Source organism: Tenacibaculum ascidiaceicola (genome assembly GCF_047470925.1).
In the GTDB taxonomy this organism is placed as follows: Bacteria; Bacteroidota; Bacteroidia; order Flavobacteriales; family Flavobacteriaceae; genus Polaribacter; species Polaribacter discolor.
On record NZ_JAZKJP010000005.1, the window covers coordinates 466,907 to 479,919 of the forward strand.

13 protein-coding genes and 2 tRNA genes are annotated in these 13,013 nt (G+C 31.8%); 13 read left to right on the plus strand and 2 right to left on the minus strand.

The window, feature by feature from the left end:
* Positions 1–16 precede the first annotated feature (16 nt).
* Positions 17–1,762 (plus strand): signal peptide peptidase SppA, encoded by a 1,746-nt coding sequence (gene sppA / locus VBY68_RS06615; protein ID WP_415269284.1) that lies wholly within the window; start codon positions 17–19, stop codon positions 1,760–1,762.
* 62 nt (positions 1,763–1,824) lie between these two features.
* Here sppA and metK read toward each other — a convergent pair whose 3' ends face one another.
* A complete protein-coding gene (gene metK, locus VBY68_RS06620) occupies positions 1,825–3,078 on the minus strand; it encodes a methionine adenosyltransferase (RefSeq protein WP_124589395.1) in 1,254 nt (417 codons plus the stop codon).
* A gap of 318 nt (positions 3,079–3,396) precedes the next feature.
* Between metK and trxA the strand changes: the two genes are divergently transcribed.
* The 12 genes from trxA (at position 3,397) to VBY68_RS06680 (ending at position 12,175) form a co-directional block, all read left to right on the plus strand.
* Positions 3,397–3,714, plus strand: a complete 318-nt coding sequence (gene trxA, locus VBY68_RS06625) for a thioredoxin (RefSeq protein ID WP_028892415.1) — start codon at positions 3,397–3,399, stop codon at positions 3,712–3,714.
* 78 nt (positions 3,715–3,792) lie between these two features.
* The gene (locus VBY68_RS06630) at positions 3,793–4,713 is read left to right on the plus strand and encodes a DUF58 domain-containing protein (RefSeq protein WP_415269285.1); all 921 of its coding nucleotides are present in this window, start codon (positions 3,793–3,795) and stop codon (positions 4,711–4,713) included.
* Between the two features lie 55 nt (positions 4,714–4,768).
* Positions 4,769–4,842: transfer RNA gene (locus VBY68_RS06635), tRNA-Asp, on the plus strand.
* Positions 4,843–4,885: 43 nt separating this feature from the next.
* A tRNA-Asp gene (locus VBY68_RS06640) sits at positions 4,886–4,959 on the plus strand.
* Positions 4,960–5,222: 263 nt separating this feature from the next.
* Complete coding sequence (locus VBY68_RS06645; RefSeq protein WP_415269286.1) at positions 5,223–6,047, plus strand: prephenate dehydratase; 825 nt, start codon at positions 5,223–5,225, stop codon at positions 6,045–6,047.
* Positions 6,044–7,186, plus strand: coding sequence for a pyridoxal phosphate-dependent aminotransferase (locus tag VBY68_RS06650; RefSeq protein WP_415269287.1), 1,143 nt, complete (start codon positions 6,044–6,046; stop codon positions 7,184–7,186). The genes VBY68_RS06645 and VBY68_RS06650 overlap by 4 nt, the downstream gene beginning before the upstream one ends.
* The gene (locus VBY68_RS06655; protein WP_415269288.1) at positions 7,186–8,052 is read left to right on the plus strand and encodes a prephenate dehydrogenase; all 867 of its coding nucleotides are present in this window, start codon (positions 7,186–7,188) and stop codon (positions 8,050–8,052) included. The genes VBY68_RS06650 and VBY68_RS06655 overlap by 1 nt, the downstream gene beginning before the upstream one ends.
* Positions 8,053–8,060: 8 nt before the next feature.
* Positions 8,061–9,143 (plus strand): bifunctional 3-deoxy-7-phosphoheptulonate synthase/chorismate mutase type II, encoded by a 1,083-nt coding sequence (locus tag VBY68_RS06660; RefSeq protein ID WP_099215852.1) that lies wholly within the window; start codon positions 8,061–8,063, stop codon positions 9,141–9,143.
* 79 nt (positions 9,144–9,222) lie between these two features.
* Complete coding sequence (locus VBY68_RS06665) at positions 9,223–9,975, plus strand: DUF5995 family protein (RefSeq protein WP_415269289.1); 753 nt, start codon at positions 9,223–9,225, stop codon at positions 9,973–9,975.
* A gap of 41 nt (positions 9,976–10,016) precedes the next feature.
* The gene (gene rsgA, locus VBY68_RS06670; RefSeq protein WP_415269290.1) at positions 10,017–10,958 is read left to right on the plus strand and encodes a ribosome small subunit-dependent GTPase A; all 942 of its coding nucleotides are present in this window, start codon (positions 10,017–10,019) and stop codon (positions 10,956–10,958) included.
* A 54-nt stretch (positions 10,959–11,012) separates the two neighbouring features.
* Complete coding sequence (gene dtd, locus VBY68_RS06675; protein ID WP_124589408.1) at positions 11,013–11,465, plus strand: D-aminoacyl-tRNA deacylase; 453 nt, start codon at positions 11,013–11,015, stop codon at positions 11,463–11,465.
* A gap of 65 nt (positions 11,466–11,530) precedes the next feature.
* Positions 11,531–12,175 (plus strand): YceI family protein, encoded by a 645-nt coding sequence (locus VBY68_RS06680; RefSeq protein ID WP_099215848.1) that lies wholly within the window; start codon positions 11,531–11,533, stop codon positions 12,173–12,175.
* Positions 12,176–12,225: 50 nt separating this feature from the next.
* On the opposite strand, the gene lipB is transcribed toward VBY68_RS06680, so the two are convergent.
* A complete protein-coding gene (lipB, locus tag VBY68_RS06685; protein WP_415269291.1) occupies positions 12,226–12,930 on the minus strand; it encodes a lipoyl(octanoyl) transferase LipB in 705 nt (234 codons plus the stop codon).
* Between the last annotated feature and the right edge of the window lie 83 nt (positions 12,931–13,013).

Sequence of the window (13,013 nt, forward strand, 5' to 3'; positions counted from 1 at the left end):
AAATTAACCATACAACATGAAGTTTTTAAGAAATTTACTTGCCTCTATTCTTGGCTTTTTTATTGCCATTTTTTTACTTTTTGTATTCTTTTTTGCAATAGCTTCTATCGTCGGAGCTGAAGAAAAAGTTGTTGTAAAATCAAACTCGGTTTTAGAATTAGATTTATCAACTCCTATTAAAGATTATGCCCCAAAAGAAAACAACCCTATTGCAGAAGCTTTAGAATTAACAGATGAAAAGTTAGCTTTAAACAAGATTATAAATGCTATTGAAAATGCAAAAACAGATGATAAAATAAAAGGGATAAGTATTAAAACACCTTTTATAAATGCTGGTATTGCACAAATACAAGCTATACGAAACAAAATTGAAGAGTTTAAAGAGAGTGGTAAATTTGTATATGCCTACAATGATATTTATACTCAAAAAAATTACTACCTAAGTTCTGTTGCTGATAGTTTATTTTTAAACCCTATTGGTGTTATTGATTTTAGAGGTTTATCTACCGAAATTTTATATTTCAAAGATTTTGAAGATAAATACGGGATTAAAATGGAAGTTGTTCGCCACGGAAAATATAAAAGTGCTGTAGAGCCATTTTTAGAAAATGAAATGAGTGAAGCTAATCGTGAACAAACTACTTCATTTTTAAAATCTATTTGGTCAGAAATTACAGATGATATTAGTAAAAGTAGAAACATTTCTATTGAAAAGCTAAATCTTATTGCCGATAATTATAATGGAAGAAACGTTACCGTAGCTAAAGAAAACAACTTAATTGATGCTTCTATTTACGAAGATGAGTACAAAGAAAAGTTGGCTATGGGGTCTGATAAAAAAGTAAATACTATTTCTATTGAAGACTATATTAGTTCTGGTAAAGGAAGGGTTTCTTCAACCGCTAAAGATAAAATTGCCGTAATCTATGCACAAGGAGACATTATTTACGGGGAAGGTAGTAAAGATTTTATCGGTCAAGGAATTATTAATAAAGCCATTAGAAAAGCTAGAAAAGATACTAATGTAAAAGCTATTGTACTACGTGTAAACTCTCCTGGAGGTAATGCATTAGCTTCTGAACTAATATGGCGCGAATTAGAACTTACTAAAAAAGAAAAACCTATAGTTGTTTCTATGGGGAATTATGCTGCTTCTGGAGGTTATTACATTGCTTGTAACGCAAGCAAAATTTTTGCAGAACCAACTACAATTACTGGATCTATTGGAGTTTTTGGAGCAATTCCTAACTTTAGTCAATTTACAGATAAAATAGGTATTAACGCAGAACAAGTTTCAACCAACAACAGTCCTTCTTACAGTGTTTTTGAACCAATGAATAAGAAGTTTTACGATGTTACAAAAGAAGGAATTGAGGAGATGTACACCACATTTGTAAACCGTGTTTCAGCTGGACGTAATATGACCTTTGAACAAGTTAATGAAATAGCACAAGGAAGAGTTTGGACTGGTAAAGAAGCTATTAAAAATGGCTTAGTAGATCAATTAGGGGGATTAAATGACGCAATTAAAGCTGCTGCTGAATTAGCAGAACTTGAAAACTACAAAGTTCGTAATTATCCTAATTACAAAACTGATTTAAAAGAAGCTCTAAAGTTCTCTCCATTTATGAAAGCTTCAAAAGAAGAAATTCTTAAAGAAACTTTGGGTGATGAGAACTACCAATTATACTATAATATTCACAAAATGAAAAACCTAAAAGGAATTCAAGCTAGAATACCCTTTATATTTCAAGTGAAGTAAAAAACTAAAAAGCCTCGACAATGTCGAGGCTTTTTAGTTTTAATAGTTTATTGTTTCATTTCTTACAATCCAAAACTTTCTTTTACCTTGTCTACATAATCTAACTTTTCCCAAGTAAACAACTCAACATCTAAGGTTACACTTTCACCATTAGGCTGCGTAAACGTTTTAGAAACTACTTCATTAGTTCTTCCCATATGTCCATAAGCTGCTGTTTCGCTATACATTGGATTACGTAACTTTAAACGATCTTCAATAGCGTGTGGACGCATATCAAAAATTTCAGAAACTTTTTGAGCAATCTCTCCGTCAGTTAAGTCAACTTTTGATGTTCCGTAAGTATCCACAAAGATCCCCATTGGCTCTACTACTCCAATAGCATACGATACTTGCACTAATACTTCATCTGCCACTCCAGCTGCTACTAAATTCTTAGCTATATGACGTGTTGCGTATGCAGCAGAACGATCTACCTTACTTGGATCTTTTCCTGAAAAAGCTCCACCACCATGTGCTCCTTTTCCTCCGTAAGTATCCACAATGATTTTACGACCTGTTAATCCAGTATCTCCGTGTGGCCCTCCAATTACAAACTTTCCTGTTGGATTGATATGATACTTGATATCATCATTAAACAATGCTTGAATTTCTGGAGTTAATTGTGCTTTAACTCTAGGAATTAAAACCTCAACAATATCTTTTCTAATTTTTGCTAACATAGTTTCGTCATCAGCAAAATCATCATGCTGCGTAGAAACAACGATTGCTTCAATACGTTGCGGCACATTATCATCAGAGTATTCAATTGTTACCTGACTTTTAGCATCTGGACGTAAATAAGTAATTTCTTTATTTTCTCTACGTATCGCTGCTAATTCCTTTAAGATTATATGTGATAAGTCTAACGCTAATGGCATATAATGCTCAGTTTCGTTTGTCGCATAACCAAACATCATCCCTTGGTCTCCAGCACCCTGCTCTTCTCTTGATGATCTATCTACTCCACGGTTAATATCATCTGACTGTTCATGAATTGCAGATAATACTCCACAAGAGTTTCCATCAAACATATATTCACCTTTAGTATATCCAATTTTGTTAATTACTTCACGAGCAATTTTTTGAACATCTAAGTAAGTAGAAGACTTCACCTCTCCTGCTAATACTACCTGCCCCGTTGTCACCAATGTTTCACATGCTACTTTAGAATCTGAATCAAAAGCTAAAAAATTGTCTATTAAAGCATCAGATATTTGATCTGCTACCTTATCTGGATGTCCTTCAGAAACACTTTCTGAAGTAAAAAAATATGACATAAATACTTCTTTTTAAAATTTAACTATAAAGAAAAAACTTGGATTGCTGAGTCGCTAAAAGGAGTAGAAAATTACTGCTTTAGCATTTTTTATTCTGAACTCTTGTTCTATGAGGTTGCAATCAGTCAAATTTTTCCTCAAAAATATTCGGCAAAGTTATAGATTATTTTACACACTTAAAAACAAACTTACAAGTAAATAGAAAGTATTGATATTATGATAATAAAAAGTAATTTTCGTAAAATTGTATTGGTAAAATATTTGTTTACATTTGTACTGTACAAATAAGAAAATAACTTAGATAAAAACATAAATAAAATGGCATTAGAAATTACAGATGCTTCTTTTGAAGAAGTAGTATTAAAATCTGACAAACCAGTATTAGTAGATTTTTGGGCAGCTTGGTGTGGACCTTGTAGAATGGTATCTCCTATCGTTGATGAAATTAGTAATGAATATGACGGTAAAGCTGTAGTTGGTAAGGTAGATGTAGATGCAAATCAAGAGTTTGCTGCTAAATATGGTGTAAGAAACATCCCTACTGTATTAATTTTTAAGAATGGTGAAGTTGTTGACAAACAAGTAGGTGCCGCTCCTAAAAAAGCATATACTGATAAAATTGATGCTGCTTTATAATATATAAATAGTATTTTAATTTGATATTATAGAAAAGGTTTAGCAATTGCTAAACCTTTTTTTTATCTTCGAAGTTATATGATTGATCTTAAAAACACGACTTCTGAACTAAAAAACCTCGAATTACTGGCTAAACAAGTAGTAGAAGGTTTTATAACAGGTATGCACAAAAGTCCGTTTCATGGATTTTCGGTTGAATTTTCTGAACACAAACTTTATAATAAAGGAGAAAGCACTCGGCATATTGATTGGAAGTTGTTTGCTAAAACTGAAAAGCTATACACCAAAAAATATGAAGAAGAAACAAATCTTAGGTGTCATTTAATTATCGACAACTCAGCTTCTATGCATTATCCTATCAGCAAAAATCAATCAGTTGATAATTTGAATAAAATTGGCTTCTCAACAGTTGCTGCAGCTTCTTTAATGGATATTTTAAAAAGACAACGCGATGCTGTTGGATTAAGTATTTACTCAGACACTTATGAGTATTATGCTCCTGAAAAAGGAAGTGAACGTCACCGTAAAATGCTTTTGAATCAATTAGAGCAGTTATTATCCTCTAAATCTGACGCCACAACGGAAACCTATCAATACTTACATGAAATAGCTGAAAAGATTCATAGGAGATCTTTGATTTTCTTATTTACAGATATGTTTCAGACTAGTAAAAATGAAGAAGAGCTTTTTGACGCATTACGACATCTAAAGTTTAATAAACACGAGGTTGTCTTGTTTCATATCTATGATAAAAAAACAGAGTTTTTGTTTGATTTTGACAATACACCAAAAAAATTTGTAGATATTGAAACTGGTGAAGAAATAAATTTATACGCCGAAAATGTGCAACAAAAATATCAAGAATTGAGCAGCGTTTTTTTCAACAACCTAAAAAACAAATGCTTACAATACAAGATAGATTATATCCCGGTAGACATAAATGAGGGCTATGATAAAATACTTACCTCTTATCTTATCAGTAGACAGAATTTTTTATAAAATAACTCTTTTTTATTTAAAAAAAGGTTATATATTTGCATCCGCTTAGAGCAACGGTCTGGTAGTTCAGCTGGTTAGAATACATGCCTGTCACGCATGGGGTCGCGGGTTCGAGTCCCGTCCAGACCGCTAAAGTTTCTCTAAAAACATACAATATATTGCTTCAAGCAACGGTCTGGTAGTTCAGCTGGTTAGAATACATGCCTGTCACGCATGGGGTCGCGGGTTCGAGTCCCGTCCAGACCGCAAAAAGCTTCTCTTTTTAGAGGAGCTTTTTTCTTTTTTACATTTTTTTAAAAAAAAGTTTGGTTTAGTTAAATTTATTTCTAAGATTTGTCCTGTACAAAGAACACAAATACAATGATGTTACAAAACGTATGGCAAGGTTTCTATTTTTACTTTTACTTTTTTAGTAAGAGACGAGACTTTGTATCATATTGTTAACCTAACAAAAAAACATATACCCAATCAAAGTCTCGAGTTTATCGAGGCTTTTTTTTTGATTAAAAATGAAAGAAATAGCCATTCAAGGAATACAAGGAAGCAACCACCATATTGTTGCAAACAACTACTACGGAGAAAACATCAACTTAAATGAGTGTTTATCTTTTGATATATTAGTTGATAGTCTTTTAAGCTCAAAAAGTGAGTTAGCTGTTATGGCCTTAGAGAACACTATTGCTGGTTCAATCATACCAAATTATGCTTTAATTGATAAACATGATTTACATATTTCTGGGGAGTATTATCTACCTATACATCATCATTTAATGGCATTACCTAGCCAAAAAATTGAAGATATTACTGAAGTTTGCTCACACCCAATGGCTTTATTACAGTGTAAAGAATTTTTCAAACAACACAAACACATAAGGTTAGTTGAAGATGTTGATACTTCAGCAGTTGCAAAAAGAATTGCAGAAAATCAATTAAAAGGTGTTGCTGCAATTGCACCAAAAATGGCAGCTAATATTTTTGGTTTATCAATTATTGAAGATGAAATTCAAACTATTAAAAATAACGCAACTCGCTTCGTATTTCTTCAAACAAGCCTTCCTAAAAACGGTAAAAATGAAATTAACAAAGCTTCATTAAAATTTGAATTAGATCATAAAAGAGGAAGTTTAGCAGCAATGTTAAACGTAATGAGTGATTGTAAATTAAACCTTACCAAAATACAATCGTTACCCAAAATTGAAACACCTTGGAAGTATGCTTTTTTTGTTGATGTAACCTTTGACAAATATGAAGATTATGAAAAAGCAAAGGCTATAATTCAAATTATGGCAGAAGAATTTAAAATATTAGGAGAATATAAAAACGGAAGATTATGATACAGTTTGCTAATCGATTACAAACCGTACAAGAGTACTACTTCTCTAAAAAATTACAAGAAGTACGTCAATTAATTTCAGAAGGTAAACCAATTATAAACATTGGTATTGGTAGCCCTGATTTACAACCTCCAACATCGGTATTAAAAGCTATTCAAGATAGTTTACAAAATACTGGAGCACATAGCTATCAGAGTTATCAAGGTTTACCAGAGTTTAGACAAGCTGTTGCTAACTTTTATCATAATAACTATAAAGTTTCCATAAATCCTACCAACGAAGTACTTCCTTTAATGGGAAGCAAAGAAGGAATTATGCATATTTCATTAGCCTTTTTAAACGAAGGAGATCAGGTATTGATTCCTAACCCAGGATATCCTACCTACAGTTCTGTAACCAATTTATTGGGAGGAGAACCTATTTTTTACGATTTGGAAGAAGCTACTAACTGGCAACCTAACTTTGATGCCTTAGAAAAACTAGATACTTCAAAAATAAAGTTAATGTGGGTAAATTATCCGCATATGCCAACAGGTGCTGAGGCAACCAAAGAAACTTTTCAAAAGTTGATTAACTTTGGAAAGAAGCACAACATTGTTATTGTAAATGACAATCCATATAGCTTTATACTGAATGAACACCCTCAAAGTATTTTACACATTGAAGGAGCTAAAGACATTGCTATTGAATTAAACTCGGTTAGTAAATCATTCAATATGGCGGGATGGCGTGTTGGAATGTTACTTGGAAAACCTGAATTCTTAACTGAAATTTTAAAAGTAAAAACTCAAATGGATTCAGGGATGTTTTACGGAATCCAAAAAGGAGCAACAAAAGCTTTAGAGTTAGACAAGGATTGGTTTATACAATTAAACAACACCTATAAAAAGAGACAAAAATTAGTATTTGAATTAGCAGAAAAACTAGGATGCACCTACGATAAAAATACCTCAGGAATGTTTGTTTGGTGTAAACTCCCTGAAGGAAAAACGTCTGAAGGAATGATTGATGAGTTATTATACAACAAGCACATTTTTGCCGCTCCAGGAACCATTTTTGGTAGTCAAGGAGAAGGTTATATCCGCTTTTCATTGTGTGTACCAGAAGAAAAAATAAAAGAAGCAATCAATAGAATATAATGAACATATTTATTATAGGTTTAGGATTAATCGGGGGAAGTTTTGCCCTAGATATTCAGCAAGCATTTAAAAATGCAACTATCTACGGAATTGACTCCAATGAAGAACATAGAGGTCTTGCTTTAGAAAAAGGGATTATCCATCAAAAAGCAGTATTTTCAGAATTATCAAACGCAGATATAGTTATTATTGCTATTCCTGTAGATGTTTCACAAGAAGTAATTTTGAAAACATTGGATATTATTTCTGATGATTGTTTGGTTTTTGATGTAGGCTCTACTAAAGAACAAATTTGCAATGTTATTAAAAATCACCCGAAGAGAAGAAATTTTTTAGCTACGCATCCGATTGCTGGAACAGAGTTTTCAGGACCAAATGCAGCATTGATAAATTTATTTAGAAGTAAAACTAACATTATCTGCGAAGTAGAAAAAACAGCTTTTAAGTTACAAGAAAAAGCCTTAGAAATTTTTTCAAAATTAGGAATGCGTATTCGATATATGGATCCAAAATCACACGATAAACATATTGCATATGTATCACATTTATCACATATCAGTTCTTTTATGTTAGGTAAAACTGTCATCGAAAAAGAGAAAAACGAACGTGATATTTTTGATATGGCTGGTAGTGGTTTTGCTTCTACAGTACGATTAGCGAAAAGTTCACCCGCAATGTGGACCCCTATTTTTGAGCAAAACAAAGAAAATGTTATTGAGTCTTTAAATGAATATATTCATAACTTACAACAATTCAAAACCTTATTAGAAGAAAACGATTTTCCAGAAATCTATACAGAAATGGAAAACACAAATTATATAAAACAGATTTTAAACGGAATTTTAGAGGGAGTACCTCAACAATAGAAACTCAAATGGAGAATACAAAAGAATTAAGAACGTGGTTAGATGCCTTCGGATTAGGACACCCACTAGTAATTGCAGGGCCTTGTAGCGCTGAAACTGAAGAACAAGTATTACAAATTGCACACGAATTAAAAAATACTGATGCCACTGTATTAAGAGCTGGTATTTGGAAACCTCGTACCAGACCTGGAAATTTTGAAGGTGTAGGTGCTTTAGGCTTAAAATGGTTACAAAAAGCCAAACAAGAAACAGGAATGTTAATTGCTACTGAAGTTGCGAACAAAGATCACGTAAAGTTAGCTTTAGAACACGATGTAGATATTTTATGGATTGGTGCCCGTACCACCGTAAGCCCATTTATCGTTCAAGAAATTGCAGATGCTTTAGAAGGAACTGATAAAATTGTATTAGTAAAAAACCCAGTAAACCCAGATTTACCATTATGGTTAGGTGCTATTGAGCGTTTATATGCTAAAAACATTAAAAAATTGGGGGTTATTCATAGAGGATTCTCTACATATGAAAAAACTAGATACCGTAACAACCCTGAATGGCAAATTCCTATTGAATTACAAAATCGCTTTCCAGATTTACCACTAATTTGTGACCCTTCACATATTGCTGGTCGTCGTGATATTATTTTTGATGTTTGTCAAACTGCTCTTGATTTAAACTTTGATGGCTTAATGGTTGAGACTCATTACGACCCTGATAACGCTTGGAGCGATGCCGCACAACAAATTACACCTAAATCATTAATTCAAATGATGATTGATTTAAAAGTTAGAAAAGCTACCGATACAGAAACTGAGTACAGAAACGCTTTAAATACCCTACGTACTCAAATTGACGTAGTAGATCATCAATTAATTGAAATGCTAGGTAAACGTATGAAAATAGCAGATTCAATTGGTAAATTAAAAAAAGAGAAAAACGTTGCTATTTTACAAACTAAGCGATGGAATGAGATACTAGGTAAAATGATTTTAGAAGGCGATGAACGTGGCTTAAGTGAAGAGTTTGTACTTAAAATGTTTAAAGCAATACACCAAGAAAGTATTAATCATCAAGAGAAAATTATTAACAATTAAACACCTAAAAGACCGCTAACAAACTAGCGGTCTTTCTTATTCTATTTTATTGTATTTTCATCCAACCAAACTTAAAAGAATGAAACCTATCCATACAATTGATGATGTAATAAACATATTACAAGACATCATTAACGAATCTATAGAAAACGAAAGTCCATTAGGCTATTTTGCTGCTTTATACCAAAAAGTAACAATAAAAGTAAAAGAAGGCATACAAAGCGACTATTTTGATGATAACCAACGAATGGAAAAGCTCGATATAATTTTTGCTAAAAGATACATAGAAGCCTATTACAATTACAAAAATAACACACCTATTACTTCTTCTTGGGAAAGAGCTTTTAGTATAGCTAATAAGTATTGGTATATAGTTTTACAACACTTATTAGTTGGTATGAACGCACATATTAATTTAGATTTGGGAATAGCGGCGGCAGAAGTTTCCAAAGGGCAAAATATCCAAAACTTACATGATGACTTTAATAAGATTAATGAAATTTTATCCTCTTTAGTTAATGATGTTCAAGATGATTTAGCCAAAGTATATCCTTTTTTAAAGAAAATTCTTATATGGACTAAAGATGTTGACGACTTTTTAGTTGATTTTAGCATGGAATTAGCTAGAAATGGTGCTTGGGATTTCGCTGTAGAATTAGCCGACACACCAACTAGTGATTTTGAAAACACTATACAAAAAAGAGATATTAAAATAACTGAAAAAGCTGATTTAGTTATTTCTCCAGGTTTCATACCTAAATTAATTTTCATGATTATTAGAATCTCAGAAAGAGGAACAGTGGCTCAGAAAATTAACGATTTAACAGATTAAACAATACTAAAACATTCAATTTTTATTCTCATCTTTGTTCTATGACAGGAACGGTTTATAAATCTACAGGAAGTTGGTATTGGGTAAAATCTGAGGGCGAACTATATAAGTGTCGTATTAAGGGGAAATTTCGAATCAAAGGAATTAAAAGTACCAATCCTATCTCGGTAGGTGATATTGTTGATTTTTCATTAGAAACCAAAAATGATGAGGAAACAGGCTTAATTACCAATATTCACGAACGAAAAAATTATATAGTTCGTAAGTCGGTAAACTTATCTAAGCAAACTCATGTAATTGCTTCTAATATCGACCAGGTATTTTTATTAATTACTATTGACAACCCTCCTACTTTTACCACATTCATCGATCGTTTTTTAGTTACTGCTGAAGCCTATTCTATTAAAACTATATTAGTTTTTAATAAAATTGACTCTTATGAAATTGAGCAACGTGCCGAAATTATGTACTTAAAAGATGTTTATGAAGCTATTGGCTATGAATGTATAGAAGTTTCCGCTACTCAAAACATCAATATTGATAAAATCAAAGCATTAATGACTGGTAAAGTAAGTATGTTTGCTGGTCATTCTGGTGTTGGAAAAACTACCTTAGTAAATGCTATTGAACCTTCCTTAGACCTAAAAACAAAAGAAATATCTGAACAACATAAGCAAGGACAACACACTACAACGTTTGCAGAAATGTTTGATTTAAGTTTTAATGCTCGTATTATAGATACTCCCGGAATTAAAGGTTTTGGTGTAGTTGACATGGATAAAGATGAATTAGGCGATTATTTTCCTGAGTTTTTTGCTTTAAAACAAAACTGTAAATTCAATAATTGTATTCATGTAAACGAACCACAGTGTGCTGTTAAAGAAGCCTTAGAAAATGAGGAGATTGCTTGGTCTCGTTATAAAAGTTACCTACAAATTTTAGAAGGAGAAGATGAACACTACAGAACTGATATTTGGGAATAATATAAATTAGTCTACCATTTACAAAAATTTACAACCCCCAACAATCTATATAAAATGAAAATTGTAATTCAACGCGTTTCAAAAGCTAGCGTTACCATTGAAAATAAAAAAGTAGCCGAAATACAAAGCGGTCTTTTAATTTTACTTGGAATTGTTAATGAAGATACTCAAGAAGATATTAAGTGGTTATCAAACAAAATAACTAACCTCCGTATTTTCAATGATGATGAAGGTGTTATGAATAAATCGATTAAAGATATTAATGGAGATATAATTGCTGTAAGTCAATTCACCCTACATGCTTCTACTAAAAAAGGAAATCGTCCTAGTTATATTAAAGCTGCTAAACCTGATATTGCTATTCCTTTATATGAAAAATTTGTTCAACAGGTTGAAGTTGATTTAGGAAAAAAAATACAAACTGGTCAATTTGGAGCTGACATGAAAGTGGAATTACTAAATGATGGTCCTGTAACTATTATTATCGATTCCAAAGATAAAAAATAATTTCCATGGGAATTATTTTTAATTATATTTGTACCTGATTAATAATCATTATTAAAAACACAAAAATGAAAAAAACAATTTTAGCTATTGCTTTTATTGCAATTGGAGCAGTTTCTTGTAAGACAGAAAAAAACAAAGCTGCTGTTAGCGACGAAGTTAAAGAAGTTGCAAAAACAGAAAACATCATCAATACTTATAAAGCTAATGTTGCAGAATCAACTGTAACTTGGAAAGGAAGCAAGCCTACTGGTTCTCACAACGGTGTAGTAAGTTTAGAAAAAGGAACTTTAGAGGTTGAAAACGGAAACGTAAAATCTGGTGAGTTTGTTATCGACATGACTACTATTGTTTGTGAAGATTTAGAAGCTGGAAATGGTAAAGAAAAATTAGAAGGTCACTTAAAAGCAGGTGATTTCTTTGATGTTGAGAAATTCCCTACTGCTAAATTTGAAGTAGCAAGTTCTGAATTAAAAGACGGAAAAGTACACGTTACCGGTAACTTAACTCTTAAAGATGTTACTAAGAGTATTACTATTCCTGCTACTGTTACAGAAGCTGATGATATGGTAACTTTTAAAAGTGATGTTTTTAGTATTGATAGAACTGACTTTGGTATAACTTACAGCTCTAAGAAAATTGATGCTGCATTAAAAGATAAGTTCATCAACGACTTAATGGAAATTTCTTTTGAAGTTAAAGCTAAAAAATAATTTTAGTTTTTAAGATCTAAAAAAAGGGTTGACAATTGTCAACCCTTTTTTTATGATTTTATAAATTCTTCTACTTCAAATAACTCTTTAAAATGTTTTAAAATTTTTTCTTTTACTTCTTCCTCTAAAACCTTTCTACCTAACTCTGCTTCCATTGAAGTTACTGCCTTACCACGTATTCCACAAGGAATAATGTTATCAAAATAACCTAAATTGGCATTTACATTCAAAGCAAAACCATGCATAGTAACCCACCTACTTGCTCTAATTCCCATAGCGCAAATTTTTCTTGCAAATGGTGTACCTACACCTAGCCAAACACCAGTTTCTCCTTCACTTCTTTCTCCTTCTAATCCGTATTCTGCAATTGTTAAAATAATTGATTCTTCTAGTAAACGCAAATACTTATGAATATCCGTAAAAAAGTTTTCTAAATCTAAAATTGGATAACCAACAATTTGTCCTGGACCATGATAAGTAATATCTCCTCCTCTATTAATTTTATAAAAAGTCGCTTCTTTTTCTTTAAGCTTCTCTTCATTCAATAATAAATTATTAATATCTCCTGATTTACCTAGGGTATACACATGTGGATGTTCAACAAACAGAAAGTAATTAGGAGTTACAATTTCACTATCTCCATTTCTTCTTTCTCTTTTTAATGATACTATTTCATCTAAAAGGTTAGTTTGGTAATCCCATGTTTCTTTGTAATCTTTTCTTCCTAGATCACTAATTCTTATTTTTTTATTCATAAATTGTGCCGCTAAACTACCTTACAAAGGTAGGGAAATTTAGAGTTTTACTGTTATAAACTAAACGTATATCAATTACAAAA